The sequence below is a fragment of the Ruegeria sp. SCSIO 43209 genome, from assembly GCF_019904295.1.
In the GTDB taxonomy this organism is placed as follows: domain Bacteria; phylum Pseudomonadota; class Alphaproteobacteria; order Rhodobacterales; family Rhodobacteraceae; genus Ruegeria.
The window spans coordinates 2,443,820-2,470,508 of the sequence record NZ_CP065359.1; the positions used below are offsets into that span (position 1 = coordinate 2,443,820).

A 26,689-nucleotide genomic window follows, 5' to 3' on the forward strand; every position below is an offset into this window, starting at 1 on the left:
TGACCCGTCGGGACGATCCAAACGGCAGGCTCAGCCCTCGCGGCTATATTCCACCCCGGTCACAACCCCCGTTGGGTCGGCACGACAGAGCCACGGAGCCTCGGCCCCTGCCACGAATACACTGGTGACTGAGCCTGTCGGGCTGGACTGGGTCGACATCGCTTTGACACCATCAGGCCCTGTGCCGGTTTCGGCGCCCACCAGAGCTTCGCAGCTGGCTTGCAGGTCCGCCTCTGCAGCGTCTTTCGCGCCACCGGGGGCACAGGCGGACAGCGCCAGCAATGCGGGAATAAGTGACATTGTTTTCATGGCCCAGCTCCTTGGTGGTGACAGGCAGGCTGCCACATCAGGTAGAAATCACAAGCTTCAATTCGAGCGCACCGGAGTGTTTGCAGGCGCGTCTTCTCCTTTCAGCAGCAACAACAGCGCAACAGCGGTGAGCCCGGCACCAACCAACACCAATGCCGTCGGCGCAGGACGTCCCAGGGCGATTTCCCACAGGATCACCCAGCTGGGCGTCAGGTAAGTGTAGGCCATGACCTTTGCCGCGGGCAAACGCAGGGCTGCAAACTGAACCAGTACAAAACTGGCGGCGGTCGCAAACAACGAGATATAAAGCAGCGTCACCCAGACAATCCCGGGAAGGTTGCCCCAATCTACTGCACGGATATCGGACCAGCCCCAGACCGTCAGGATCAAACACCCCGCAACCAACGTACCGAAGGTGAACACCACCGCAGGCTCTCCCCGGTTCAATCGCCGTATCATCGGCGTATAGACGGCGTGCGCGGCGCAACCCCAGAAATAGATGATCTCGCCGCCTCCGATCTCGAAGACCTGAAAGGCTTGCCAATCCGCTCTGAAGATCACCCACAGCGCACCGACCGCACCGACCGTCAGGGCCAGCGCCATGCGTGGAGTGGTGATCTGGCGCAGCAGCACCCACCCGGCCAGCGCCGACATGACCGGGGTCAGCGTAAAGACCGCCGCCGCGCTGACCGGGGGAGCGGTTTTCAATCCGTAGAACATCAGGACAAAGTAGGCTCCGAACAATCCGCCAAGCACCAGATAGCGCCATGGTGCCCGAGCCGCGCTGCGCGGAATGCCCGTTGTGGCAATCGCAGCGATGCCGATCACAACCGCCGCAATCGCAAAGCGCGCTGCCGTGATCGCCGACGGTGCGATCTCATTTGCCGCCATTGAGCCAAGCGAGAAACTGCCCGCCACCAAAGCCGAGAATGTCAGCATGGCCAGATGGCCGCGCGCCTGCGGTGTCACGGCAGCCAGCCCTTGGATTGATCTTTCAGGAAGGATAGGAAAGCCTGCACCTTAGTGGTCCGGTGCAGATCCACATGAGTCACCAACCAAAGCTTGCCAGACCACTCGGGTAACGGTGCCATCACCTCGACCAGATCGGGATCGCGCGCGGCCTCCCAACGGGCCATAAAGCCGATGCCTGCACCGGCCAGAACAGCCTCTCGCATACAGAAATTATTGGTGCAGCGGAAAGTGATCGCCTGCTCCGGCGCGTTGGCACGCAGCCAGCGGGAAAACGGCGCGCGGCTGTTTTCATCATCATTGCCCACGAAGTAGTGATTGGCGAAATCTGCAACGTTTGCGGGTTTGCCGTGGCGCGCGAGATAGGCCTTGCTGGCGAATAGTCCGACCTCTTGTGGAATGAACGGCTGCACCACATTGTCCGGTTGATCCGGCGCGGCCCCGGCGCGGATCGCCACATGCGCCTCGCCATATTCCAACCGGAACAGGCGGTCGCCGGTCAGATAGCGCACGATCAATCCCGGGTGGGTCTGCTGGAACTCGGTCAGCGTCGGTACGATGAGCGGGGCCAATGAGGCCAGTGAGGTGACCACGATCTCGCCCGAGACATCGTCTCCGCGCCCCTTCATGCGACCGACCAACTGGTTGAATTGATCTTCGGTTGCCTGCGCGACCCGCAACAGGTCCTCACCCGCTTCGGTTGGTGTGTACCCACGCGCGTGACGCTGGAACAGTTTAACGCCCAGCCGCGCCTCGATCGCGTCGATATGGCGGATCACGGTGGCATGGTGCACACCCAGCACGTCCGCCGCGCCGCTGACCGTTCCCATACGCGCCACCTGATAGGCGGTTCTCACTTCATCCCAATTGTCCATTGCATCTGATCCAATGTGCAAATTCTAACAATGCTTGTTGATATATCCGAGTTTTGTTCATGCACGCAACAGCCATATTGGGGCAACAGAAGCTAATTCCGCAACAAAGGACGCCCCGAAATGACCAAAACCATCCTGCATATCGACGCCTCGGCCCGCCGCACTGGATCTGCCACCCGCGATCTGTCCGACCGCGTGGTTCGCCACTTGAACGCCGGGCGTATCATCCGCCGCGATCTGGCCACCCCCCTGCCCCTGCTGACCGAGGACTGGATCGGCGCCAATTTCACCCCCGCCGACCAGCGTGACGCGGTACAGAAAGACCTGCTGGCCCTGTCGGACGAATTGGTGTCCGAGTTGCAAAAGGCCGACACGATCGTCATCGGCCTGCCGATCTACAACTTCTCAGTTCCCGCCGCGTTCAAGGCCTGGATTGATCTGGTCGCCCGTGCCGGTCTGACATTCTCCTATTCCGAAGAAGGACCGAAAGGTCTGCTGGAAGGCAAACGCGCCATCCTTGCTGTTGCATCAGGCGGTACGGCGGTGGGCTCCGAAATCGACTTTGCCACCACCTATGCGCGCCATGTTCTGGGCTTCATCGGCATCCACGATGTCGAGGTCATCGCCGCAGATCGCATGGCACTGGACCCCGAAACAACCCTGTCCAATGCGCAGAAAGCTGTAACCAAACTGGCAGCCTGATTGACCTGACCCCCTTGAACCGTCCAGTCTGCGCCGAGGCAAATCGGCAGACTGGACGGTTCACATGAAAAAGATTGGAATATTGGGTGGTGTTGGCTGGGCCTCAACTGTCGACTACTACCGGGCGATCGCTGAAGGCGCGGGTCGGTATTTTGCTGAACGCGGCCACGGATCGCCGCTGCCCATCCCACCCATGACCATCGAATCCGTCACCCAAGCCAAAACCCGTGCCTTGCGCGGCGTGGCCGGTGACGAAGACAGCTGGGCCGCTTTCGACGCAGTGTTCCGCGAAGCGCTGCTGACTTTGGAACACGCAGGCTGCGATTTCGGCATCATCGCCTCCAATACGCCACACGCGCGGCTTCACGCGATCCGCGAAGGCGTCTCCATGCCTATTCTCAGCATTTTTGACGCAACCGCCGACGCGACCGTCTTGACCGGTGCCACCAATGCTTTGGTCCTTGGAACCGCAGTCACTATGCAGGCCACAAACTATGCCGACCGGCTGGCCGCCGAGGGTATCACGGCAAACACACGCCTGCCCGAGCCTGAGATCGCCGAGATGCAGGCGATGATCGACAGTGATTTCTACGGCGGCGCATCCGACACCGCACATGCGCGCCTGCTGGCCTTCTGCAACAAACTCGCCGCACCCGGAACGGCGATCTTGCTAGCCTGTACCGAGTTGCCTCTGGCCTTCCCCGATCATCTGGACGATCCGGTGTTCGAGGCGGATGGTCACCTGTTCGTCAACCCCTCTGCCGCCCATGTCGCTGCCGCATTGAACGAAGCGCTTGAGGGGTGATCACGGCAGCCAGTTTATCTCGCACCCGATCTTATCAAAGAACACCATCAGTTCTTCGCGCGACAAAACGACGGTTCGGTCGTTGACCAAAGGGTGCATGTTGATGACATCGGCCTGTTGCGCGGCGGCGTCCATGAAGAACTTAACGTTGTTCTCAACGCCGTTGATCATCGCCAGCGGACTGACCGCGCCAGGGCGGATGCCGAGGTTCTGGAACAGCCTATCCGCCGAGCCGAAGGACAGGTTGCCAACCCCCAACTCCGCGCCCAGCGCCTTGAGGTCGATCTCGCGGCTCTGTTCCAGCGTCACTAGATAATTCCGCTTTTTCTTGTCGCGCAGATACAGGTTCTTAAGCCGCAATGTGTTTTCACCCGGCACCATGAACTGGCCTTCCACCCCCTTTGCATCCTCAATCGTGCGCAGCGGGATATGTGTATGCAACCGATAGGGCAGCCCCCATTCATCCAACTGCGCCAAAAGCGCATCCGAGCTGAGCGGCAACGTATCCTGAAATGCGGATGATGCGTCCATGGGAACCTCCTCGTATGGCGCGCTCATCGCCCAACCGACAGGTAAATTCAAGCCACGACAGGCGCGGCATTCGGTGCTAGCGTGCCGCCATGAAAGTCACGCGTAACACTCCGAGCCAACTGATCCTGTCCAATACGCCATGGTTCATCGGCATCACGCTGGTTTTCTTCATTCTGGCATTTGTCGGCGCGGGCGTCTTCTTGGCCAGTGAAGGTGGCGAGGGTATCTTGTTCGGCATTTTCTTCGCACTATTCGGCGGAGGCATGGGTTTTGGTGCATTTTGCGCCTTTGTCCGGCGCGTGCAGGTCATACTGGATCGCAATAATAACAGCATCCTGATCCGCAGACAGTCAGTCTTTGGATATGATGCCGTGGAACATGAGCTCTCGCACCTCTCGCACGCGGAAACCGAAAGCACGACCTCACGTAGCGACAATGGCACATCGACCCTCTATCGCCCTGTCCTAATACTGGATGAGGGCATGAGCGCCGGACGGCATCCCATTGTCGAGGCTTATTCCAGCGGGCGCGGCGCGCATCGGCTGGTTGATGCGATCAATGACTGGCTTCCGGCGCGCAAGGTTGACTCTGCCAGCCAATCGGCCTAAGTCGCCACCAACATCCGGAAGCGCTTGATCTTCCGGTCCCTTGAGTCGTTCAGGGATCGCCCCCCACCAGCGAGTTTCGCCCGTGGGGGCGTTTGTGCATTTAACCGACGCGTCCTATCTAGGGCACGCCACCAGATAACCGGCTAAGGAGGCCGAAGGCATGTTTGAAAATCTATCCGAACGCCTTTCCGGCGTCTTTGACCGGCTGACCAAACAGGGTGCCCTGTCTGAAGAAGACGTGAAAACCGCCCTGCGCGAAGTCCGCGTTGCCCTGCTTGAGGCCGACGTCTCGCTGCCGGTGGCGCGCGAGTTTGTCAAGAAAGTACAGGAACAGGCGACCGGTCAAGCTGTCACCAAATCGATCACGCCCGGCCAGCAGGTCGTTAAGATCGTGCACGACGCGTTGGTCGATACACTGCGCGGCGAAGAAGACCCCGGTGCGCTGAAGATCGACAACCCGCCTGCCCCGATCCTGATGGTCGGCCTGCAGGGTTCCGGTAAGACAACCACCACCGGTAAGCTGGCGAAACGCCTGAAAGAGAAAGAGGGCAAGAAGGTCCTGATGGCCTCGCTGGACGTCTATCGCCCAGCGGCGATGGATCAGCTTGCGGTTCTGGGCACGCAGGTTGGTGTAGATACGCTGCCGATCGTACCCGGGCAGACGCCGGTTGATATCGCCAAGCGCGCCAAGCAACAGGCAACGCTCGGCGGCTATGACGTCTATATGCTCGACACCGCGGGCCGTCTGCATATCGACGAAGTCCTGATGGACGAGGTCGAGCAGGTTCGTAACGTGGTCGACCCGCGCGAGACGCTGCTAGTGGTCGACGGCCTGACCGGTCAGGTCGCTGTTGAAGTGGCCGAAGAGTTTGATGCCAAGGTCGGCATCTCGGGCGTGGTCCTGACCCGTATGGACGGTGACGGGCGCGGCGGTGCGGCGCTGTCGATGCGCGCGGTCACCGGCAAGCCGATCCGCTTTGTTGGTCTGGGCGAGAAGATGGACGCGCTCGAAACCTTCGAGCCGGACCGGATCGCCGGTCGTATTCTGGGCATGGGCGACATCGTTGCTCTGGTCGAAAAAGCCCAGGAAACGATGGAGATGGAACAGACCGAGCGCATGATGAAGCGCATGGTCAAAGGTCAGTTCAATATGAACGACCTGAAAATGCAGCTGGAGCAGATGATCCAGATGGGCGGCATGCAGGGCATGATGGGCATGATGCCGGGCATGAACAAGATGGCCAAGCAGATGGATCAGGCCGGTCTGGACGATAAAATCCTGCGCCAGCAAATCGCGCTGATCCAGTCGATGACCAAACGCGAACGCGCCAACCCGCAACTGCTGCAAGCCAGCCGCAAGAAACGCATCGCCGCCGGTTCGGGTATGGAGGTCAGCGACCTCAACAAGCTGCTCAAGATGCACCGGCAGATGTCCGACATGATGAAAAAGATGGGCAAGATGGGCAAAGGCAAGATGCTGAAACAGGCCATGAAAGGCATGTTCGGCAAAGGCGGCCCCTCGCCTGAGGAAATGGCTGCGGGCATGGACCCCAAGGCGCTGGAACAAGCCGCCAAAGCGATGGGCGGTAAGATGCCCGGCGGTCTGCCCGGACTGGGTGGCGGCATGGGTCTGCCCCCGGGGCTGAGCGGGTTCGGAAAGAAAAAGTGACGTCAGCACGCTGCACCCAGCCCCCGTCCGGAAAGGCGGCGATGGCAGCAGCGCAGTATCGCGCGGCCCTGCCGGTCATTGAAACCCGGCGGCTGGTTCTGCGTGCGCCCACTCTGGACGACCTGCCGGTTTGGACGTCGATCTGCAAGGACAGCTTTGGCGATACCGAGCAGGACGCCTGGACTGAGTTTTCCTACTACACATCAGGCTGGCTTTTGCATGGTCACGGCTTGTTCACCGTCACGTTTAAAGACGATGATGATCAGGTCATTGGCTTCGTCATTCTGGGCCTCGAATGGGACGATCACGAGCCCGAGCTTGGCTATATGTTCGATAGCAAGTTCCGCATGCAAGGTTACGCGACCGAAGCGTGCAGCGCCGTTCGCGATTTTGGCTTCGATCTGCTCGGGTCCGGTCAGTTCGTAAGTTACGTTTCGCAATCCAACACGCGTTCGAACGCATTGGCACAGCGTCTGGGTGCAACGCGCGACGCCGTTGCCGAAAGCGCCTTTGGTCCAACCCAGCATGTCTGGCGATACGGCGAGGTGCAGGCATGACACTTGCCATGGCCATACCAACGCTGGAAACCGAACGCCTGATCATGCGGGCCCCCTGCGAGGCCGATTTTGAGGCTGAGGCAGAGTTTTTTGCCAGCGACGCCTCGAAATTCGTCGGCGGCCCGAAACGCCCGGATGAGACATGGCGCGCTGTTGCGATGCTGTTAGGCCACTGGGCGATGCGGGGATATGGCTTCTGGGGTGTCGAGGAAAAAGACACGGGCACCTATGTAGGCCATGTTGGCTTGTGGAACCCGCATAGCTGGCCCGAGCCCGAAATTGGCTGGACCCTGATGAACCACGCCACCGGCAAGGGTTATGCGACCGAAGCGGCACTGGCTGCACGTGCACATGCCTATGACGTGCTGGGCTGGGAAACCGCAATCTCGCTGATCGATCCGGATAATCTGGGCAGCAAGGCTGTCGCGGAACGGCTGGGCGCGCAGTTCGAATATATGTTCGAACACCCGGCTTTCGGGGCGATGCAGGTCTGGCGTCATTCGGCGCCTGCCGATCTGGTAAACGGTGGCGTGGAGGCATACGCATGACCTCGTTCACTATACCCACCGTCGAAACCGATCGCCTGATCCTTCGCGCGCCGCATCTGGACGATCTTCCTGCGATGACCGCGTTCTACGCGACCGAGCGCAGCCATATGGTTGGTGGTCCCAAGGACGCGCTTGGAAGCTGGAGCTCTCTTTCGAACAGATTGGGTCATTGGGCGCTGCGCGGTTATGGTCTGTGGCATTTGACTGAAAAGACCAGCGGCGCATTCGTGGGATGGGCAGGCATGATCTACGTACCCGGCTGGGCGGAGCCCGAGCTGGGCTGGACGCTGATGGCCGAGGCCGAAGGCAAAGGTCTGGGCTTTGAGGCCGCCGCGGCTGCACGCGACTATGCAGCGCGGCATCAGGGGCTTAACGGTGTAATTTCTTACATCGCCCATGCCAATGATCGCTCGCGCGCGCTGGCCGAACGGCTGGGCGCAACGCTGGAGATTGAGAGAGCCGAGCTTTTGGGCAAGCACGCTCAGATCTGGCGTCATCCGCAGATTGATTTGACCACCGAAAGGACCGGCCAATGAACAACCCCGTGACACAGGCTGCTGCGCTGTTGAAAGACCATCGAGAAAGCATCGACCGGCTGGATGCGATCCTGGTCTATACGCTGGGCGAGCGGTTCAAGCACACGCAGGCCGTTGGCAAGCTCAAGGCCGCACACGACCTTCCCCCGTCCGATCCGTCGCGCGAGGCTGCGCAGATCGCACGGTTAGAAGACCTGGCGAAAGAGGCCGATCTGGACCCCGATTTCGCCAAGGCTTTTCTGAATTTCATCATTCAGGAAGTCATCCGACACCACAAGAAACATCAGAATTAACCGGAAACGATCCCGGTAAACGCCATCTAAAGGAGATACCACCATGGCAATGAAAATTCGTCTCGCCCGCGGCGGCTCGAAAAAGCGTCCCTTCTATCGCATTGTTGCGGCTGACAGCCGTATGCCGCGCGATGGTCGTTTCATCGAAAAACTGGGCACCTACAACCCGCTGCTGCCGAAAGACAGCGAAGAGCGCGTGAAAATGAACATGGAGCGCATCCAGTACTGGCTGGATCAGGGCGCACAGCCCACCGACCGGATCGCACGTATGCTGGAAGCTGCCGGCGCCCGTGACAAGGCCGAGCGCAACAATCCCAACAAGGGTACTCCGGGCAAGAAAGCTCAGGAACGCGCGGAAGAGAAAGCTGCCAAGGCTGCTGAAGCTGCCGAAGCGGCTGCTGCACCGGCTGAAGAAGCTGCTGCAGAAGAATAAGCAGTCAGGCGCGTGCAGGATCAGGCCTTTTCCGACGATTTTCGCACGCAGTTCGATCTGTTGATGCGGCTCCGGCGTGATGTGCGCCGGTTTCGCACCGATGCAATTGACGAGGCAGTGCTTACGCGCTGCCTCGACGCGTTTCGACTGGCCCCTTCTGTTGGGCTCAGCGAACCCTGGCGCGTGATCCGCATCGAAAGTCAGGCCGCGCGCGACGCGGCGCTGAAGAATTTCCAAGCGGCCAACGAGCGGGCGCTGAGCGGGTATTCCGGCGAAAAGGCGCAGCTGTACAGCCAGTTGAAACTGTCCGGGATGAAAGAGGCTCCGGTGCAGCTGGCTGTGTTTTGCGACGATGCCACCGACAAAGGTCAAGGTCTCGGCGCAGGCACTATGCCCGAAATGCGGCGTTATTCCGTCGTCTCAGCCATCACGCTCTTCTGGCTTGCCTTGCGGGCAGAAGGCTTGGGCCTGGGCTGGGTCTCGATCCTCGACCCGGACCAGATGGTGCGCGATCTGGATGTCCCCGAGGACTGGCGGTTGATCGGATATTTCTGCTTGGGCTGGCCCGAGGCCCAATCCGATACGCCGGAGCTGGAGCAGGTCGGCTGGGAATGCCGCGACGCCTCTCTGCCCATCGAGGTGCGCTAGACATGTTCGGATTGTTACGTCTTCCCATCCTGCTGGCGATCGCATTTATTGTGGGCGTATTCTTCGAACGCTCGAACCAGCGCGAGGCGTGCGAGGTGATCGGACAATGGCGGGACGGGCTATGTGTGACGGATGGTCGAAATGAGTGATCTGATCTGCGTAGGCAGCATCGCGGGCTCGTATGGGGTGCGCGGCGAGGTGCGGCTGAAAAGTTTCTGTGCCGTCCCCGAGGATATCGAAGGCTATTCGCCGCTGACAGACGAAGAAGGTAAAGAGCGCTATCCCGTAGTCCTGACCCGCGCGATCAAGAACGGCTTTGCCGCCCGGCTGGGTGGCATTGAGACGAAGGAAGCGGCGGATGCGCTGAATGGCCTGCGCCTTTACGCGCGGCGCGATCAATTGCCGTCGCTGCCGGATGATGAGTTTTACCACACCGACCTTATCGGGCTTGAGGTTTATGACACCGGCGGCACCCTGCTGGGTCGGGTGAAATCGGTTCAAAATCACGGCGCGGCGGATCTGTTGGAACTGCACGGTCCGGGCTTAAAGGCCACCGTGCTGCTGCCGTTTACACTCGAATCCGTTCCGACCGTTGATCTGGACAAGGGCCGCATCATCGCTGATCCGCCCGAGGGCCTGCTGTAATGCGCCGCGTGTTGCTGCATCTGGGTCTGCACAAGACCGGGACGACGGCGGCACAGTCCTTTCTGTTCGAAAACCGCTCACTGATCTGGCCGCACCATGCGTTGGTCCTGCCCTATCGGACCCGCAAAACCGGCTTGTCCGAAGCAGCCACACGCTATTCCGTCTACGGCACCCCCGGCGCGATGAGCGATTTCAAGGATCAGATGCGGCACTTTCTGAATTCACTGGAATTCGGCCAGAAGCGCGGGCTGGTTCTGAGCGAAGAGAATTTCTCGGGCCTGCGCCCCAGCCGCAATGTCGCGGTGGGATATGAGGCCGCGCCCGAGCTCGCCTCGTGCCTTGTCGGCCTGATCCGCGACCGATTTGCCGGGGAAGAGGTGCATATAACGATCTACTACTCGCTGCGCCAACGGGGAAGCTGGCTGCGCAGCCTGTGGGCGCATGATCTGCAACGATCGCGCCTGATTCAGGATTTTGAGACCTTTCGCGCCCGGCTTGAACCGGTGCCGTCGCCTCAGATTGCTGCTGCGGCTGTGCGCGACCGTTTGCCCTCGGTCTCGGTCCGCACCGAATGGCTGGAAGACCTGCAGGGCCAGCGACATGGGCTTGGAAGCACTTTTGCTGAATTCCTTGACCTGCCTGCGGACAAAGCCGCCGAATTGGTAGGCCCGACCCGATCAAACCCACGCCTGCCCGAGGATGTCTTGCAGCAGATGCTGGAAATGAACCGATCCGATCTGGACGATGCTGCGCTGATCGATCAAAAGACGGCTTTGGTTCAAAGCACCCAGAATGATCTGATCGGCTCGAGATGACAGATAAACCCGGAAAGTCCCATGGCCGCAAAGCCATCCGTCCAACGTTGAAGCCGCGCGAGTTGATGACGCCGACGCCCGATCTGCACGGGGTGTGGAAGGCCAAGATCATCACGTTGTTCCCATCTGCCTTCCCTGGTGTTCTGGGCGAAAGCCTGACCGGCAAGGCCCTGCAAGAAGGGCTATGGCAGTTGGAAACTGTGGATTTGCGCCAATTCGGGATCGGCAAGCACCGCAATGTGGATGACACCCCGGCGGGCGGCGGTGCAGGCATGGTCCTGCGTGCCGATGTGCTGGGTGAGGCCATTGAGCATACGATGGCGGGCATCCGGGGCAACTGGCCGTTGATCTACCTCAGCCCGCGTGGGCGTCGGATGGATCAGAAAATGATGCAAAACCTGGCTCGCTGCGATGGCATGACCCTGTTATGTGGTCGTTTCGAAGGCGTCGATGAGCGCGTGCTGGAACATTACGGCGTGCAAGAGATCAGCTTGGGTGATTTTGTCATGACCGGGGGTGAAATCGCCGCGCAGGCCCTGATCGACGCCACCGTGCGGCTGATCCCGGGCGTTCTGGGCAATCAGGCCTCAGCCGAGGAGGAGAGCTTTTCCTCTGGCTTATTGGAGCATCCGCAATACACCCGCCCCGCCGACTGGAAAGGCCGCCCGATCCCCGAGATCCTGATGTCAGGCCACCATGGACGCATTGCGGATTGGCGTCATGAAATGTCGGAACAGATCACCCGCGAACGGCGGCCGGATCTGTGGGACGCCTATCGAAAATCAGAAGATAAGGGCTAAGACTAACGGGTTGCCTTCCACAACGCCCAGGTTTCCGGCGTGCCGTTGAAGGTGTTGATGTCCACCTTACCCTGAACCCCCGGCACCAGCCCGGTGCCGGTGTATTGCCAGAACCGCCAGACCGAGCCTGGATAAACGTTGCGCGGGTGGCCCGCGACCGAGCGCAGCCAGAACTCAGTTTTGGGAAGTCGTCCGATATCGGTGTCGCCGTAGAAATCCACCGTCGTGTAGACAATCGGGCGTCGGCCATAGTGGCGCTCGAGAATATCAAGGAACCGCTGCGCCTCGGCCCGAACGGTTCGGCCATCAGGGCGCAGGGTGCAGGTTTTGGAATGGGGCGTCCATTCCATATCCAGCACATGCGGCAGGTCGGCCCCTTTGGGCACGTTCTGGATGAACCAACGCGCCTGTTCATGGGCCGGACGGCAGAAATAATAATAGTGATAGGCCCCCCACGGCACTCCGGCAGCTTGTGCGCCGCGTCGGTGCTCGTCGAACATCGGGTCGGTAAAATCTCCGCCCTCGGTGGCTTTGATGAAGGCAAAGCTGACACCGTTCTTCTGCGCGGTGCGCCAATCAATCGGCCCCTGCCAACGCGAGACATCCAGCCCATGCACCGGGTAATGGCCGGGATGACGTCCCTCCCACGGGTGCGGGTCAGCGTCACCAAAGGCGGGGTAGATGATCGAAGGCGGGGTCGTGTCCGCGAAGGCCTGCGGCTCAACCACCTGAGGTTGCGGGCCGCGGCGACCACATGAGACAAGTGCAAGCGCCATAACGGCCAGCAGAAGTGCTTTGCGCATCTTATGATCCTGTATCAAATATCTGCTCTTATAATTAATCCCAGAATGCCTGATCTGGTGAACAAGGCAACGGTGGATTTGACGGGTGGCAAAAACTCACCTGTTTCACCAAGAATAAGGCTTGATCCCCGCCCGCAAAGCCCGTAAAGCAGCGCAATCCGGTGTGGCGTTATGCGACTCCGGTGTTTTGGTTTGCATCCTGACGTGACGCCCAGCTTTCTTCGGCACCGGCGCGACAGGGCGGACCGGACCAAAAGGAACATTCGATCTGACCTCTGGCGGGCTGTGCGCAGGACCCGGTGAAGACCAAGAGCTCTCAGGCCGTGCCCAAACTTCGTGGACCAACCACGAGCAGATAGGAGTAACTGCGATGGACCTGATCGCACAGCTTGAGGCGGAACAGATTGCCGCCCTGGGGAAAGACATCCCCGATTTCAAAGCCGGTGACACCATCCGTGTCGGCTTTAAAGTGACCGAAGGGTCGCGTACCCGTGTGCAGAACTATGAAGGCGTCTGCATCGCGCGCAAAGGTGGCAGCGGCATCGCCGGTTCGTTCACCGTTCGCAAGATTTCGTTTGGCGAAGGCGTGGAGCGTGTGTTCCCGCTGCATTCGACCAATATCGACAGCATCACCGTTGTCCGCCGTGGCCGCGTTCGTCGCGCCAAACTTTACTACCTGCGCTCGCGCCGTGGTAAATCCGCGCGTATCGCAGAAGTCACCAACTACAAGCCCAAGGCTGGCGCCGAGGCGTAAGGAGCGGAAAGATGAAAAAAGACATCCATCCCGATTATCACGTCATCAACGTCAAAATGACCGATGGCTCTGTGGTTCAGATGAAATCCACCTGGGGCAGCGAAGGCGACCAGTTGGCTCTGGAAATCGACCCTTCCGTGCACCCCGCATGGACCGGTGGTTCGTCGCGCCTGATGGACGCAGGCGGCCGCGTGTCGAAGTTCAAGAAGAAATACGAAGGTCTGGGCTTCTAATCCCGACCTGGTTGAAATGCGAAAGGCCGTCCAATTGGGCGGCCTTTTTTTGTTTTGGAATTACCCCACTGCACTTTGCGGCTGTTTCAGAAATCAAACCCGGTCTGGACCGGGGGCGTGTAAGGCTCAATCATATCTTCGCCCTCAGCTCCGCGCTTGATGGGTTTGACGGTGTGATATTCAAACCGGCCTTCGTACTGCGCACCCAACGACTGCTGCGCCTCTTGCGCGGTCGTGACGCCTGATAGCCAGTTTTCGATCTCATCCGGGGTCAGGATCAACGGCATTCGGCTGTGAATATGCGCGATCTGCGGGCTGGGTGTCCGGGTCAGGATCGTACAGCTATGGCTGCCATCATCCGTTCGGTAAAACCCCGCAAAGAACATCACCGGGGCATTGCGCTGAACCGTAATGTAGACCGGGCAATTATGGCCCTGATCCTTGGGCCATTCGTAATAGCCCAGCGCCGGAATAAGACAGCGCCCCTTGTTCCAGTACTCCTGCCAGAAGCTGACATTTTCGATCTTCGAGTTGATCATCGGCTTCTTGCTGCGCGGGTCCTTGATCTGCCAGCGCGCCGTCGCCAGCTCGGCCCGGTCTCCGTCCCAACGGACCATGCCAACCCGATTGGTCGGAGACACATTGTACCCGCCCGAAGGCAGCTGTTCGGGCAGATCAGGCGAGACCTTGCCGTAGAGAAAATACTCGGTAATCGCCAGCATTTCCCGCTGCGTCAGGTGACCGGCTGCAAATTTTCCACACATGGCGAAAACCTAGGCCGATTGGGTGCCGGTCACAAGTGGCCCCACCGACGATCAGTCCCTTGTCAGATCAACCGCGCTGTGCGGTGGAGGCACGGGGCCTCGCAGCATTACGGCAGCCAGGATCATCCCCAAAAGCGCAGCGATAGCGGCGACAAGCATGGCACTGTTAAATGCATCATCCTGCAGATCTCGCAAGGCGCGCGCCAACGCTTCGCCCGTGGTCGGATCAAGCGCCGCTATAAGCTGCTGCACCTGACTTGCAGTGCCATGTGTCAACGCATGGGCCAGATCAGCCCGTTGCTCGGACCCGGTGGGCAAGGCGTTGATCACTTCGGTCAGGCCGCGCCGGGTGGTGATCGCTTCAGCCAACCCGCCGACAACCGCACCAAGCGTGGCCCCAAAATAAAGGAACGCATTCACTACGCCCGAGCCCTGCCCCATATGTTCTTCCGGCAACAAGCGCAGCCCGAGACGCGGCAATAACGAAAAACCGATGCCAAGCCCGATCCCGATAATCACCAGCTTCCACCAAATCGCACCCATGCCGGTTGTGTTCGTCGTTGTCGTCAACAGCATGAACCCACAGGTCATGAACCCCATGCCCAGGATCACCGGCCATCGAAAACTGTAAGGTGCAAGAAAACGCGGAGCCACCACGGACACGACGAACATACTGAGGCTCAACGGCAGGATCGCCACCCCCGCCCCAACAGCGGACAGGCCAAACGCATCTGGCGATTGCACGAAGACGTTGAAATAGACGAAAAAGCTGAACAGCGCGAAGCCGGTAATGAACATCCCTGCCGCCGCCATGAAATAACGGGGGTGGCGGAAGTAGCGCAGCTCGATCAGAGGGTCCGCGCTGCGGCGCGAGGTGATGATCAGTGCAATCACCGCTACAGCCGACACGGCAAGCGGGATCAGGGTCGATCTTGTGGCCCATCCGTGGCTTTCCCCGTTGCTGAGCGCGAAGGATAGCGGGCCAAGCAGCAGGACCAATGCGACTGCACCCGCAAGATCGAACTTTGCGCCTGCAAGACGGGTGTCGGGGACGTAATGCTCTTTGCTGACCCGCAACCCGACCGCAAAGGCCACGATCAGCAGCGCCAGATCGGTGGCAAACACGCCCCGCCAGCTGAGGTAATGCGCAAACGCGCCGCCAACGATCGGACCAACACCAATTGCCAGCCCGACGATCGCGCCCCAGGCACCGGTGACGCTGGCCCGTTGTTCCTCGGGCGTGGCGGCAGTCAGCAGCGAAAGCGAGGTGCCAAACAGCGCTGCCGCCCCGGCACCTTGGGCCCCGCGGCCTGCCAGCAACATGGCTGCATCCTGCGAAAACAATACAAGGGCCGAGCCAAGACCGAACACGATCATTCCGGCAAAGAAGACGCCCATCTTGCCGGTGATATCGCCAAGTCGGCTGACGATGGTGACGAGGGTCGCGCTAACCACTGTATAGATCGCCATCACCCATTGCAGGCTGGAAGGCGACAGATCGAACTCGGCCTTCAGATTTGGCAGGATCGTCGCAACGGCGGTTGTGTTGAAGCCAACAACCATCATGCACAGCGCGGTCATCACCAGAACCAGACGTGCCCCTCCCGCGCCGGATATGTCCTCAGTGACGTCTTTTGGCATCTGCCTGTCCCCCGTTCAGGAATAGCGCGCTGGCCCTTCGGGCACCGTGTTGTGCCTATTATTAAACGGTTTTTTGCTGATAGATACTGTTTTTAGCGCGCTGCGCGCCCAGCGCCTATTAGATCCAGTAGGACAGCGCCAATGGCAGCACCAGGATCGTGGACAGAGTCGAAACCAGAATGAACCCGGCCACATCGGGTCCGTATTCCGGCACATGCTGATCGATAAACAAATAGGTCGCGACAGAGGATGGCATCAAACAGCACAGGATCACCGCGCCCCGCTCAGCCCCGGTGAAGCCGAAGCTCCAGACCAACGCGCTGGCAATCACCGCAGCCATCAGCAGGTGCAGCGCTGTCAGCGAAACGGCTCGGCCAAGGCTTTTGATCCGCAGGGTCGCCAGCGTGTGGCCCAGCGTCAGCAACATCAGCGGGATCGAGAGCCCACCCAGAATATCAAAGGATTTGGCCACCGGTTGCGGCAGGCTGGTGCCCGTCGCCATCAACACCAGCGACAGTGCGACCGCGTAAATAATCGGCGAAGTCGCCAGTTTCTTGGGTGAGAACTCTCCGGCCGGAATCCACATGCCGATCGTGAAGATACTGATCAGCACAACCACCACAAATGCCATCGTATAGGCCATACCCGCATCGCCCAGCGCCAAAAGGGTAATGGGCAGGCCGATATTGCCGACATTGCCATGCATCAGTGGCGTCAGAAATGCCCGCACCGGCAGCCGCATCAGTTTGAGCGCGACAAGCCCCAACAGCCCAAAACCTGCAATCGCCAAAGCGGCGGCCATCATGACATCAAGGAAGGTGCCGACCGCAATCTGGGTGGTTGAAAGGTGCGAGATAATCAGCGTCGGATACCCGACCCGCGAGACGATCCCGCCAATAACTTTGTTGTCATAGGGGGCCTTGATCACAGCCAGAGCGTAACCGATTCCAGCGCAAATCAGGACAGGCAGAACCACGTTCAAAACGTTCAGAAACAGATGATCCAATGGCTGCCCTCGATCACAAATCCATAGGATGGACAGTGAAACAGGGGTGTGTGTTTGGCAAGGATTTACCCTAACCCCCAAGTACCAAGCACTTTTCCAATTTGAGGCTTGATAATAGCGCTCAAGACGGCCCGAGGTTCTTCCCTTCTCAGCTCACACAACATATAGTGGCCGCCAACAACGTGTAGGCAAACACGGCGGGACTTGGGAATACAGGCATGGCACATATCATTGTGGTCGGGAACGAAAAGGGCGGCGCAGGCAAATCAACCGTGTCGATGCATGTGGCCACCGCATTGGCACGGCTGGGGCACAAGGTCAGCACACTCGATCTTGACCTGCGTCAGCGCAGTCTGGGTCGTTATTTCGAGAACCGCTTGAACTTCCTGAACGGCTCGGACCTGTCTCTGCCCAGCCCACGCCACCACGACCTGCCCGAGATTGACGCCAGCGCTCTGCAACCCGGTGAAAACATCTATGACCACCGCCTTTCAGCCGCCGTGGCCGAACTGGAAAGCGATAGCGATTTCATCCTGATCGACTGCCCCGGTTCGCACACTCGACTCAGCCAGGTTGCACATTCGCTGGCCGATACGCTGATTACACCGCTGAACGACAGTTTCATCGATTTTGACCTGCTAGCGCGGATCGATTCCAAAGGTGAGAGAATCCTTGGCCCCTCAGTCTATTCCGAGATGGTCTGGAATGCCCGCCAACTGCGCGCCCAAGCTGGGCTGAAACCGATCGACTGGGTCGTCGTCCGCAACCGGGTCGGCACCCAGCGCATGGTCAACAAGGAAAAGATGCAACGCGCGATCGAGATGCTGTCACAGCGCATCGGCTTCCGCGTCGCCTCGGGCTTTTCCGAGCGGGTGATTTTCCGCGAGTTGTTCCCGCGCGGACTGACTTTGCTGGACCTCAAGGATATCGGGGTCAAGCAATTAAACATCTCAAACATCGCCGCACGTCAGGAATTGCGCGACATGATGAAGGAACTGAGCTTGCCGGGTGTTGAGATCGACTTCTAGCCGCGTGGCAGCGCCTGCACAGCTAACCAAAGTAAATCCAAGTGCCTTAAGATGCTCTACGTAGCCGCTCAAGTGTAAGCCACTCTCCGTCGCGCGCAGAGTCAGTAAACGCACATTTCCGGAGAACAGCTTGAGATGCCAAGTTGTCTGTGTGCACAACCGCGATCACCCGGTAAACCTTGGGGCGTTGGCGCAAATATTCGTCACAGTACTGTGCGACGATCGAACTGGCGTACCTCTTGCCCCAATGCTTCTCACCCAACCAATAGCTGACTTCGGCGGTGCCCGACCCCTTTTCCAGCATACGAACCTGTCCGATTGCGTGCCCGTCTTTCTCGATGGCCAACACCTGATGATGATCTTCGTAACCCAGTTCGATCAATTGGGCGGCATCGTCCGCACTGATTGGGCCTGGATAGACCTCCGGCAGATAGCGCCACAGGCGCTCAGAGGAAAGCATCGCCGCATACTCTGCCGAGTCCTTCAGATCCCATGCACGGAAGTGGAATGGCCGGGGATTCGGACGCCCAAATGTGCCCAGGATGTCATCCTCACATTCCAGTGGGACCCAGCCTATTTGAATCGGGTCGTAAGCGACCTCGACACCGTTCGACTGACACCATTTGACTTCACGTTCGGAAAGAACGCCCTGCGACCTCAATCTGCGCAGATCAACTGATCTCGAATGCCCGCAGGAGTGTTCAGATCGAATAGATTTGTTTTGAATGTTCATGACGTCCTCCGAGCGAACACACCAACACCAAGTGCTCTGAAACAAGAGACTGCGCCAATTGTTGGATATTCCAACAAAATAGGATAGCCTATTATTCAACAATATTTGATTGGAAAAACCTATTGATCGACATCCAGCTGACATTGAAACAACTGTCCTATTTCCGTACGCTGGCCGACACTGGCCACTACAGGAAAGCCGCCGAGCGTATCGGCATTAGCCAGCCTTCCCTTAGCCTGCAGATTGCCAATTTGGAATCTGTGCTTTGTCTGAACCTCGTCGAACGAGGCCGCGCCGGAGCGATGCTGACGCCTGAAGGACGAGAAATTCTTGAGCAAACCCGAAGCATACTATCTGATGTGATGGCCCTACAAGAAACACACAATCGGATGAAATCCGAACTTTCAGGAAGTTTTCGCCTTGGCTCATCCCCAACGCTGGGGCCCTATCTGTTGCCGCGCGTTTTTCTGCATTTGCATCAGAACCATCCGGATCTGAGATTGATCGTGCGTGACGGCCCCCCCTCAGAACTGCTGCAAGAACTGCTGAGCGGAATGCACGACGTTATTCTGACGCAACTGCCGGTGAAATCGGCCGATGTTTTTGTTCAGCGATTACTGCGAGAGCCTCTTCATCTGGCTGTGGCCCTCAGCCATCCGCTGGCAAAAAAGGAATACGTAGAAGACGAAGATCTAAAGGGGGAAAACGTTTTGGTCCTGTCGCGGCGCTTCACCCTCCACAGCCAGATCGAAAACCTGACCAAGGAGGTCGGCGCAAATCTGCTGTATGACTATGAAGGCACCAGTTTGGATGCCATTCGTCAGATGACCGCTATGAATATCGGAATCTCATTCCTTCCATCACTTTATGTGGCGTCCGAAGTGCCCAAATTTGGCGGGGACGTGGCACTTGTGCCCTATAGGCCCGGCCGCCTGAATAGGTCGATTGGCCTTGTCTGGCGCGCCTCCAGTGGCCACCATCGCGCATTCAGCTTTATCTCAGACGCCATTCGCAGCGTTGCCAAGACAGATTATTCTGGATTGGTCAGCGTTGAAAAATAGTGGTGTTGACCTCTGGCCTTAAGCTACCGCATTAAGCAGCTGTACAATGGCCAGACCTAGCCAGCCGTTCTGTAGATGGTAAACAACTCTTTTGGCTCTGCCACGCCCCGCAACATATAGCGACCGACCGAGATCAGATCCTGATCGCAGGGATGGGCAGCGCGGGCTACATCGTCGGAAATCAGGATGCGCTGCCCCAGCGACCGATGCATCCCCGCAATTCTGGACGTCTGGTTGACCGCCGGACCAATTACCGTGAAATCCAGCCGACTTTCGGAGCCGATGTTTCCATAGAGGATCTCACCAGAGTGCAATGCCAGCGTATAGTTCGAAACCGGTTGCCCCCGTGAACTCCGCTGAGTGTTCAATTCGGCCATGCGCTCTTGCAGCATGGTCGCCGCGGCCAGCGCGGCGCGGGCATCGGCATCGATCTCGCCGACATCAAACATCGCCATGACACCGTCGCCCATGAACTTCAGGATGTTGCCTTCGCATTGATGAACAACATCGACCACCACACCCAGGTAGTCATTCAGCATATCTATGACTTCGATCCCTGGCATCTCTTCCGACAGGCTGGTGAACCCTTCCAGATCGAAGTTCCAGATCACCGCATCAATCTGCTGCAGTGACCCGCGACGGATTTCACCGGACAAGACCCGACGACCGGCATCGCGCCCCAGATAAACCCGCATCAAATCTTTCGACACCCGCGCGTTCGAGGCTGATTTAAGAGCCAGCCCCAGATGCGGTAGCGCCGTATTGATTACGTCCAGATCATCGTCGCAGAATCCTTCCGGCGCATTGCTGGACCAGGACATCAAGACGCCGTCGATTGCCTCTTTCGCATCATAGGGGTTGCGTTGAGCCGGCATATCAAAGCTGATGCCAGTCGCGTAATAGTCCGTGGCCCCGTTTTCCCGCAACTCGTTTAGCAGGGGAAAACGGCTGGGTTCGTTCTGATCGACCAGCCGTTCACGGATAGCATCGATATCTTCGTGCAATACGGCATACAGCGGACTTTGTGTCCAAACTTCACTGGGCTCTTCGGAATACTCGAAGGTTTCCAGATTACTTCCTTTGCTGCGGTACCAGCTATAGCCCGTTCCGCCATAGACGGGATGCAAGGCCGGTTGCGCCGCATGAAAGCGCATCAAGGGCACACCAAGATCAACTAAACGGGTGCAATACCCGTCCAGAAGTTCTTGTTTGTCGGCCCCTTCCAGGCCGCGGGTCACCAACCAATCTATCAGATCATGGGATTTTGCCGTTGGGGAATCCGGCGCTGTCATGTGTCGTTCCTGTGTCCGTTATGACGTTGATCTGGGGGCAGCTGTACCGGATTACCAGTACCCTAATCCATTCCGGCCAGACGTCGCAGCATCATGCGCAGCAAAGCGGCCTCACCCGTGGTGAAACGCGATGCCAGTTTCTGATCATAATCCTGCGCGATACCGCTTAGCTCACGATAAACCTTCTGGCCAGCCGAGGTCAGCGATAGCCGCTCAACCCGCCGGTCATTTTCATCCCGCAACCTTTGCAAATATCGGCGCTGTTGCAATCGGCTGACCGCACGGCTGACCTTGGTTTTGTGGATTTTGGCACGCTCAACAATGTCGCGTGCGGTCATCTCACCATGATTGCCCAGATGAAACAGCACCCGCCATTCAGTTCGCAGCATTCCGTAGCGATCCTTGTAAACGCGCTGAAACTCAAGCGAACTTTCCTCGGCCGCCTGATTCAACAGGAACGGCAGGAAATTTCGCAAATCAAACTCATCTTTTTGGTCATTTTTAGGCTGGGTCATCCTTGTTAGTTACAAAATCAACTATTATTCGACAAGTGACAAGTTGAAGGATCACCGGAGACGAGATGAGTTTTGATATCTGGATCACCTATGTGGCGACGGTGTTGCTGCTGATGAGCACACCGGGGCCAAGCCAGTTGCTGATGCTGTCGAACTCGGCAACCAATGGGCTGCGGCGAGGTTTTTTTACCGCTGCGGGTGATTTGACGGCCAATTTCTTTCAAATGTTGGCCGCCGGTCTGGGTCTGGCTGCCCTGATCGCCACGTCCGGGACCGCCTTTACCGTGATCAAGTGGTTGGGCGTGGCCTATCTGGTCTATCTCGGCGTCAAGCAAATCGTGAAGGCACGCGTTGCCGAAACCAGCGATGCGCCACGTGCCAGCCGCAAGGCGCTCTGGATGCAGGGCTTCATCACCTCTGCCGCGAATCCCAAGGCGGTGGTGTTCTTCGCCGCTCTGTTTCCGCTGTTCATCGATGGCGCGCTGCCATTCTGGCCGCAATTCGCCATCCTCTCGGCCACATATCTGATCATAGACGGGTTGTTTCTGATGGCCTATGGCTCCACTGCCAGTTGGCTGGCCCGGCGCCTGCAGGGGCCGGCAAGGCTTTGGCTCGACCGGATCGGTGGCAGCTTCATGATATTGGCGGCAGTCCTGCTGGGCTTCAAATCCCTGCGCGCCGCCTCGTAACCGAAAGACATAAGGACGCAATATGCCTTTGAAGAAATCCTGGGTCGCATCGGCCAATTCCGCCGACCACCCCTTCCCGCTGAACAACCTGCCTTATGGCGTGTTCTCGACCGAAACCACCGAGCCCCGCTGCGGCGTTGCCATCGGCGACATGATCTTCGACGTGACTGCTGCCGAAGCTGATGGATTAATCGCGCTGTCGGATGAGCCGCTGTTCGATCTGCCCTTCTGGAATCCGCTAATGGAAGAAGGCCCTGCCGTATGGGCTGCATTGCGCGACCGCCTTTCTACGCTATTGGCTGAAGATTCGGACGAACAGCACAAGATCGAAGGACTGCTGATCCCGCAGGACGAGGCCGAGATGCACATGCCCTTTGCCGTCAGCGAATACACCGATTTCTACGCGGGCCGCCACCATGCCCAGAACGTGGGCACCATGTTCCGCGGCCCGGAAAACGCGTTGCCGCCGAACTGGCTGCACATCCCCATCGGCTATAACGGCCGCGCTTCGTCTGTTGTCGTTTCAGGCACGGATATCCGTCGCCCCTGGGGTCAGTTGAAATCGCCCGATCAGGACCTGCCTGCTTTCCTGCCCAGCCGTCGATTTGATATCGAACTAGAGATGGGTGCAATCGTGGGCACACCGTCTGACGGCCCAATTTCAGTGCAGGAAGCCGATGACAACATCTTTGGCTATGTCCTGCTAAACGACTGGTCCGCGCGCGATATTCAGGCCTGGGAATACCAGCCGCTGGGGCCATTTCAGGCCAAGGCGACCGCGACCTCGATCAGCCCCTGGATCGTGACCAAAGCGGCGCTGGAACCGTTCCGCTGCGATACGCCCGACCGTGAGTTTGCCCTGCTGGACCACCTGAAGGATTGCGGCCCGATGCTCTATGACATCGATTTGGCCGTGACGATGGCGCCCGAGAATAAAGACGCCACGACCATCGCACGGACCAATTATCGCGAGATGTACTACTCGGCGGCGCAGCAGTTGGCGCATCACTCGACGTCTGGGTGTCCGATGAACACGGGCGACCTGTTGGGGTCCGGCACCATTTCGGGGCCGAACAAGCCAGAGCGCGGATCACTTCTGGAACTCAGCTGGGGCGGGAAAGAGCCGCTGACGCTGGACACAGGCGAGACCCGCACCTTCATCGAGAACGGCGACACGCTGACCCTGACCGGCGCAGCCAAGGGCGACGGCTATTCCATCGGGTTCGGCGATTGCACCGGCACTGTGCTGCCCGCACTCGAAAATCCATTCGCCAGAGATTGATGCAGGTCCAGTCCGCATATTCAGAGCGCGCTCTGCCAGTCCTTAACGGCCTCGATGGGATAAAGCAGCATCAGCACGTTCAGCGTCAGACCATCGCGGATCAGCGTGGTGGTCAGGATCTCGAATCCCAGCGCAATGGTGACCGTCATCCAGATCGGCAGGCGACGCGCCACCAGCCACAGAAGACCGTAAAACAGAAAGCCATGAATGATGTGGCTGGGCGTGTACCAATCGGTCAGATGCTGCGAGCTTTCGGAACTGAAGGTTTCACCATGCCACAGCTTGACATAACCGCATTTGCAAATCGGTTCGCGGCCCATCCACAGCAGGATGATGGCGCAGGCAATGACAACACAAGCGGTTGCCCAATAAGGCAAAAATCGACGTTCAAACATATGGCGACAACATCATCAAAGCCAGTCGCTGTCCAGAAGGGAAATCACTGATATGGCCAAGGCATTTGCGTCCCAGGGGGACATGTCGGAAAAGAAAATCAGCTTCACTGAGGTGGGCGAAGGGCTGTATGCCTTCACTGCCGAAGGCGACCCGAACTCGGGCGTGATCATCGGCGATGACAGCGTGATGATTGTCGAGGCGCAGGCGACGCCGCGTCTGGCCAACAAGGTGATCGAATGCGTGCGGTCGGTGACTGACAAGCCGATCACCCATGTGGCGCTGACCCATTACCACGCAGTACGCGTGCTGGGCGCGAGCGCCTTTGGTGCGCAACAGATACTGATGTCGGATATGGCGCGCGCAATGGTGGTTGAACGTGGTCAGGAAGACTGGGACAGCGAATTCCAACGCTTCCCGCGTCTCTTTGAAGGACACGAAAGCATCCCCGGCCTCACATGGCCCACCACCACCTTCAGCGACACAATGACGGTTTATCTGGGCAACCGCCGGATCGACCTGATGCATCTGGGCCGTGCGCATACCGCTGGCGATATCGTCATCCACGTGCCCGATCAGAATGTCATGTTCACCGGTGACATCGTCGAATACCATTCGGCCTGCTACTGCGGCGATGGGCATTTCAGCGACTGGGGAGATACGCTGGATGAGATCAAGTGGTTCGACGTAGACGCTATCGCGCCGGGGCGCGGCGACGCTCTGGTCGGTAAAGACATGGTCAACGCGGCCATCGAAAACACCCGCGATTTCGTAGAAAGCACCTACCGACCGGCCGCCAAGGTTGCGGCGCGTGGCGGTTCGCTGAAAGAAGCCTGGGACGCCGTGCGCGCAGAATGCGACCCAAAATTCGCCGACTATGCGATCTACGAACACTGCCTGCCCTTCAATGTTGCCCGCGCCTATGACGAGGCCCGCGGCATCGACACGCCCCGTATCTGGACCGCCCAGCGCGATCTGGAGATGTGGGAGGCCCTGCAGGGCTAAGAATTCCGGGCCGGATTTGATCCAGATCGTGGCGGCCCGGATTTGACGGTGAAACTCTAACGCAAGACCTCCGGCGCAACTGCGCCGGGGAACAGATGAGGTGCGCCCGATGCGCCAGAAATGGGAGAGAGAGAGTGAACAAGATTTTTGAAGTTCCACTTTATGCCTACGAGGCCAGCCCGGATCAATCCGCGCCAGCGCCCGTGCGCCACAAGGTCATCGTTGTTGGGGCCGGTCCGGTGGGTCTGGCCGCCGCCATCGATCTGGCCCAGCAAGGGGTCGAGGTGCTGGTGCTGGACGACAACGACAAGGTCAGCTTCGGCAGCCGCGCCATTTGTTTTGCCAAGCGCCCGCTGGAAATCCTCGACCGTCTGGGTTGCGGGCAGCCGATGGTGGACAAAGGCGTTCTTTGGAACAAGGGCAAAGTGTTCTTCGACGAACGTCAGGTCTACGAGTTCGACCTGCAGCCCGACAGCGGCGATCAGCGCCCGGCCTTCATCAACCTGCAGCAATACTATTTCGAGCAGTTTCTGGTCGACCGCGTCCGCGAATTGCAAGCGCAGGGTGCACCGATCGAAATCCGCGGCCGCAACAAGGTCGAAGCCGTTGGAACCCACCCCGATCACGTCAAGCTTGAGGTCGAAACGCCTGAGGGTTCGTACACCATCGAAGCGGATTGGGTCATCGCCTGCGACGGCGCGGGCTCACCCATGCGCGCCATGATGGGTAAGGATTTTGTGGGCCGCGTGTTCGAAGACAACTTCCTGATCGCTGATGTGATCATGGAGGCCGATTTCCCTTCGGAACGCTGGTTCTGGTTCGATCCGCCCTTCAACAAAGGCCAATCTGCGTTGCTACATAAACAACCCGATGGCGTCTGGCGCATCGATCTGCAACTGGGATGGGATATCGACAAGGAACGCGAAAAGCGCCCGGAAAACGTGATCCCACGCCTCAAGGCCATGCTGGGCGAGGAGGTAAATTTCGAGCTGGAATGGGTCAGCATCTACACCTTCCAGTGCCGCCGGATGGAGCAATTCCGCCATGGCCGCGTGATCTTTGCCGGTGACAGTGCCCATCAGGTCAGCCCGTTTGGCGCACGGGGCGCAAACTCGGGCGTACAGGATACCGACAACCTGTGCTGGAAACTGAAACTGGTGATTGAGGGCAGCGCACCTGAATCTTTGCTGGACAGCTACGATCAGGAACGCATTCACGGCGCGGACGAGAATATCCTGAACTCGACCCGCTCGACCGATTTCATCACCCCGAAATCGCAGATGTCACGCATCCTGCGCGATGCGGTGCTGGACTTGAGCGAGCACTATGACTTCGCCCGCCCGATGGTGAATTCTGGCCGCCTGAGCGTACCTTGCGTCTATGACGGTTCGTCGTTGAATTCGGCGGATGCGTTGAACGGGCCGACGCAGACGCGTCCCGGAGCGTCCTGTCCCGATGCGCCTTTGGGTGACGGCTTTCTACTGCCTAAACTGGCTGGACAGTTCACACTGCTGACCATCGACGCCGATGCACCAGATGAGATCGAGGTCGATGGCATCATCGTCAAACGCCTGGCACTCTCGGTCAAAGACGACCCGACCCAAACGCTGAAGCGCCGCTATTTAGGCGATGCCAGCGGAGCGGTTTATCTGATCCGTCCCGATCAGCACGTGGCCGCCCGCCGCGACACCTACGAAGAAAATGCATTCCGGCACGCGGTGCGCCGCGCCACAGGCAAGGAGTAAGC

At 58.8% G+C, this 26,689-nt stretch carries 34 protein-coding genes; 22 read left to right on the top strand and 12 right to left on the bottom strand.

Annotated elements, in window-relative coordinates; translation table 11 throughout:
- Window positions 1-30: 30 nt before the first annotated feature.
- Genes I5192_RS12290 through I5192_RS12300 form a run of 3 tightly spaced genes read right to left on the bottom strand, consistent with a single transcriptional unit; the run spans window position 31 to window position 2,153 of the window.
- Complete coding sequence (locus I5192_RS12290) at window positions 31-309, bottom strand: hypothetical protein (RefSeq protein WP_170425150.1); 279 nt, start codon at window positions 307-309, stop codon at window positions 31-33.
- A gap of 57 nt (window positions 310-366) precedes the next feature.
- A complete protein-coding gene (locus I5192_RS12295) occupies window positions 367-1,278 on the bottom strand; it encodes a DMT family transporter (protein WP_170392652.1) in 912 nt (303 codons plus the stop codon).
- On the bottom strand, window positions 1,275-2,153 hold the full coding sequence (locus I5192_RS12300) for a LysR family transcriptional regulator (RefSeq protein WP_170609772.1): 879 nt from the start codon (window positions 2,151-2,153) through the stop codon (window positions 1,275-1,277). Before I5192_RS12300 ends, I5192_RS12295 begins: the two co-directional genes overlap by 4 nt.
- Before the next feature lie 120 nt (window positions 2,154-2,273).
- Here I5192_RS12300 and I5192_RS12305 point away from each other — a divergent pair, with 120 nt between their 5' ends.
- Window positions 2,274-2,855, top strand: a complete 582-nt coding sequence (locus I5192_RS12305) for an FMN-dependent NADH-azoreductase (RefSeq protein ID WP_170392654.1) — start codon at window positions 2,274-2,276, stop codon at window positions 2,853-2,855.
- 64 nt (window positions 2,856-2,919) lie between these two features.
- Complete coding sequence (locus I5192_RS12310) at window positions 2,920-3,660, top strand: aspartate/glutamate racemase family protein (protein ID WP_223116945.1); 741 nt, start codon at window positions 2,920-2,922, stop codon at window positions 3,658-3,660.
- Here I5192_RS12310 and I5192_RS12315 read toward each other — a convergent pair whose 3' ends face one another.
- On the bottom strand, window positions 3,661-4,191 hold the full coding sequence (locus I5192_RS12315; protein ID WP_223116946.1) for a prolyl-tRNA synthetase associated domain-containing protein: 531 nt from the start codon (window positions 4,189-4,191) through the stop codon (window positions 3,661-3,663). It lies immediately after the preceding gene.
- 89 nt (window positions 4,192-4,280) lie between these two features.
- Between I5192_RS12315 and I5192_RS12320 the strand changes: the two genes are divergently transcribed.
- From I5192_RS12320 to trmD, 12 genes are all read left to right on the top strand, one after another.
- A complete protein-coding gene (locus I5192_RS12320) occupies window positions 4,281-4,799 on the top strand; it encodes a hypothetical protein (protein WP_170818880.1) in 519 nt (172 codons plus the stop codon).
- Window positions 4,800-4,959: 160 nt separating this feature from the next.
- Window positions 4,960-6,468 (top strand): signal recognition particle protein, encoded by a 1,509-nt coding sequence (gene ffh, locus I5192_RS12325; RefSeq protein WP_170402391.1) that lies wholly within the window; start codon window positions 4,960-4,962, stop codon window positions 6,466-6,468.
- A gap of 41 nt (window positions 6,469-6,509) precedes the next feature.
- On the top strand, window positions 6,510-7,025 hold the full coding sequence (locus I5192_RS12330) for a GNAT family N-acetyltransferase (RefSeq protein ID WP_170625088.1): 516 nt from the start codon (window positions 6,510-6,512) through the stop codon (window positions 7,023-7,025).
- Complete coding sequence (locus I5192_RS12335) at window positions 7,022-7,573, top strand: GNAT family N-acetyltransferase (protein ID WP_170392660.1); 552 nt, start codon at window positions 7,022-7,024, stop codon at window positions 7,571-7,573. The genes I5192_RS12330 and I5192_RS12335 overlap by 4 nt, the downstream gene beginning before the upstream one ends.
- The gene (locus tag I5192_RS12340; protein ID WP_170392661.1) at window positions 7,570-8,109 is read left to right on the top strand and encodes a GNAT family N-acetyltransferase; all 540 of its coding nucleotides are present in this window, start codon (window positions 7,570-7,572) and stop codon (window positions 8,107-8,109) included. The genes I5192_RS12335 and I5192_RS12340 overlap by 4 nt, the downstream gene beginning before the upstream one ends.
- Complete coding sequence (locus I5192_RS12345) at window positions 8,106-8,402, top strand: chorismate mutase (protein WP_170392662.1); 297 nt, start codon at window positions 8,106-8,108, stop codon at window positions 8,400-8,402. The genes I5192_RS12340 and I5192_RS12345 overlap by 4 nt, the downstream gene beginning before the upstream one ends.
- A gap of 43 nt (window positions 8,403-8,445) precedes the next feature.
- A complete protein-coding gene (gene rpsP / locus I5192_RS12350) occupies window positions 8,446-8,835 on the top strand; it encodes a 30S ribosomal protein S16 (protein WP_010437590.1) in 390 nt (129 codons plus the stop codon).
- Between the two features lie 12 nt (window positions 8,836-8,847).
- Window positions 8,848-9,483 (top strand): 5,6-dimethylbenzimidazole synthase, encoded by a 636-nt coding sequence (bluB, locus tag I5192_RS12355; RefSeq protein ID WP_170392663.1) that lies wholly within the window; start codon window positions 8,848-8,850, stop codon window positions 9,481-9,483.
- 2 nt (window positions 9,484-9,485) lie between these two features.
- A complete protein-coding gene (locus tag I5192_RS12360; RefSeq protein ID WP_170392664.1) occupies window positions 9,486-9,632 on the top strand; it encodes a hypothetical protein in 147 nt (48 codons plus the stop codon).
- Window positions 9,625-10,128 (top strand): ribosome maturation factor RimM, encoded by a 504-nt coding sequence (gene rimM, locus I5192_RS12365; protein ID WP_170392665.1) that lies wholly within the window; start codon window positions 9,625-9,627, stop codon window positions 10,126-10,128. The genes I5192_RS12360 and rimM overlap by 8 nt, the downstream gene beginning before the upstream one ends.
- Window positions 10,128-10,943, top strand: coding sequence for a hypothetical protein (locus I5192_RS12370; RefSeq protein ID WP_170425117.1), 816 nt, complete (start codon window positions 10,128-10,130; stop codon window positions 10,941-10,943). The genes rimM and I5192_RS12370 overlap by 1 nt, the downstream gene beginning before the upstream one ends.
- On the top strand, window positions 10,940-11,743 hold the full coding sequence (gene trmD, locus I5192_RS12375; RefSeq protein ID WP_170392667.1) for a tRNA (guanosine(37)-N1)-methyltransferase TrmD: 804 nt from the start codon (window positions 10,940-10,942) through the stop codon (window positions 11,741-11,743). The genes I5192_RS12370 and trmD overlap by 4 nt, the downstream gene beginning before the upstream one ends.
- Before the next feature lie 2 nt (window positions 11,744-11,745).
- Here the strand turns inward: trmD and I5192_RS12380 are convergent, their stop codons facing one another.
- Window positions 11,746-12,546, bottom strand: a complete 801-nt coding sequence (locus I5192_RS12380) for a GH25 family lysozyme (RefSeq protein ID WP_170648527.1) — start codon at window positions 12,544-12,546, stop codon at window positions 11,746-11,748.
- A gap of 370 nt (window positions 12,547-12,916) precedes the next feature.
- Between I5192_RS12380 and rplS the strand changes: the two genes are divergently transcribed.
- Together rplS and rpmE are read left to right on the top strand one after the other, a co-directional pair.
- On the top strand, window positions 12,917-13,300 hold the full coding sequence (gene rplS / locus I5192_RS12385; RefSeq protein WP_170328369.1) for a 50S ribosomal protein L19: 384 nt from the start codon (window positions 12,917-12,919) through the stop codon (window positions 13,298-13,300).
- Between the two features lie 11 nt (window positions 13,301-13,311).
- A complete protein-coding gene (rpmE, locus tag I5192_RS12390; protein WP_170392669.1) occupies window positions 13,312-13,533 on the top strand; it encodes a 50S ribosomal protein L31 in 222 nt (73 codons plus the stop codon).
- Window positions 13,534-13,619: 86 nt separating this feature from the next.
- Here rpmE and I5192_RS12395 read toward each other — a convergent pair whose 3' ends face one another.
- From I5192_RS12395 to I5192_RS12405, 3 genes are all read right to left on the bottom strand, one after another.
- Window positions 13,620-14,297, bottom strand: coding sequence for an SOS response-associated peptidase (locus tag I5192_RS12395; protein ID WP_223116947.1), 678 nt, complete (start codon window positions 14,295-14,297; stop codon window positions 13,620-13,622).
- A 51-nt stretch (window positions 14,298-14,348) separates the two neighbouring features.
- Window positions 14,349-15,938 (bottom strand): MFS transporter, encoded by a 1,590-nt coding sequence (locus I5192_RS12400; protein ID WP_170392671.1) that lies wholly within the window; start codon window positions 15,936-15,938, stop codon window positions 14,349-14,351.
- A 118-nt stretch (window positions 15,939-16,056) separates the two neighbouring features.
- Complete coding sequence (locus tag I5192_RS12405; protein WP_223116948.1) at window positions 16,057-16,944, bottom strand: AEC family transporter; 888 nt, start codon at window positions 16,942-16,944, stop codon at window positions 16,057-16,059.
- Between the two features lie 218 nt (window positions 16,945-17,162).
- On the opposite strand from I5192_RS12405, the gene I5192_RS12410 reads away from it, so the two are divergent.
- Window positions 17,163-17,972 (top strand): division plane positioning ATPase MipZ, encoded by an 810-nt coding sequence (locus I5192_RS12410; protein WP_170402416.1) that lies wholly within the window; start codon window positions 17,163-17,165, stop codon window positions 17,970-17,972.
- 46 nt (window positions 17,973-18,018) lie between these two features.
- Here the strand turns inward: I5192_RS12410 and I5192_RS12415 are convergent, their stop codons facing one another.
- A complete protein-coding gene (locus tag I5192_RS12415; protein ID WP_223116949.1) occupies window positions 18,019-18,705 on the bottom strand; it encodes a GNAT family N-acetyltransferase in 687 nt (228 codons plus the stop codon).
- 122 nt (window positions 18,706-18,827) lie between these two features.
- Here I5192_RS12415 and I5192_RS12420 point away from each other — a divergent pair, with 122 nt between their 5' ends.
- Complete coding sequence (locus tag I5192_RS12420; protein WP_255611813.1) at window positions 18,828-19,766, top strand: hydrogen peroxide-inducible genes activator; 939 nt, start codon at window positions 18,828-18,830, stop codon at window positions 19,764-19,766.
- 56 nt (window positions 19,767-19,822) lie between these two features.
- On the opposite strand, the gene I5192_RS12425 is transcribed toward I5192_RS12420, so the two are convergent.
- Both I5192_RS12425 and I5192_RS12430 read right to left on the bottom strand, forming a co-directional pair.
- Window positions 19,823-21,058, bottom strand: a complete 1,236-nt coding sequence (locus I5192_RS12425) for an adenylate/guanylate cyclase domain-containing protein (RefSeq protein WP_223116950.1) — start codon at window positions 21,056-21,058, stop codon at window positions 19,823-19,825.
- A gap of 62 nt (window positions 21,059-21,120) precedes the next feature.
- Entirely contained in the window at window positions 21,121-21,573 is a 453-nt protein-coding gene (locus I5192_RS12430) for a MarR family winged helix-turn-helix transcriptional regulator (RefSeq protein WP_170392676.1), read from the bottom strand.
- A gap of 65 nt (window positions 21,574-21,638) precedes the next feature.
- Here I5192_RS12430 and I5192_RS12435 point away from each other — a divergent pair, with 65 nt between their 5' ends.
- A complete protein-coding gene (locus I5192_RS12435; protein WP_223116951.1) occupies window positions 21,639-22,262 on the top strand; it encodes a LysE family translocator in 624 nt (207 codons plus the stop codon).
- A gap of 22 nt (window positions 22,263-22,284) precedes the next feature.
- A complete protein-coding gene (gene fahA, locus I5192_RS12440) occupies window positions 22,285-23,544 on the top strand; it encodes a fumarylacetoacetase (RefSeq protein ID WP_223116952.1) in 1,260 nt (419 codons plus the stop codon).
- Window positions 23,545-23,564: 20 nt separating this feature from the next.
- Here fahA and I5192_RS12445 read toward each other — a convergent pair whose 3' ends face one another.
- Window positions 23,565-23,939: a DUF2585 family protein gene (locus tag I5192_RS12445; protein WP_223116953.1), complete on the bottom strand. Its 375-nt coding sequence runs from the start codon at window positions 23,937-23,939 to the stop codon at window positions 23,565-23,567.
- A 52-nt stretch (window positions 23,940-23,991) separates the two neighbouring features.
- Here I5192_RS12445 and I5192_RS12450 point away from each other — a divergent pair, with 52 nt between their 5' ends.
- Both I5192_RS12450 and I5192_RS12455 read left to right on the top strand, forming a co-directional pair.
- Window positions 23,992-24,942: an MBL fold metallo-hydrolase gene (locus tag I5192_RS12450; RefSeq protein WP_039541551.1), complete on the top strand. Its 951-nt coding sequence runs from the start codon at window positions 23,992-23,994 to the stop codon at window positions 24,940-24,942.
- Window positions 24,943-25,076: 134 nt separating this feature from the next.
- Window positions 25,077-26,687: an FAD-dependent oxidoreductase gene (locus I5192_RS12455; RefSeq protein ID WP_223116954.1), complete on the top strand. Its 1,611-nt coding sequence runs from the start codon at window positions 25,077-25,079 to the stop codon at window positions 26,685-26,687.
- The last annotated feature ends 2 nt before the right edge of the window (window positions 26,688-26,689 follow it).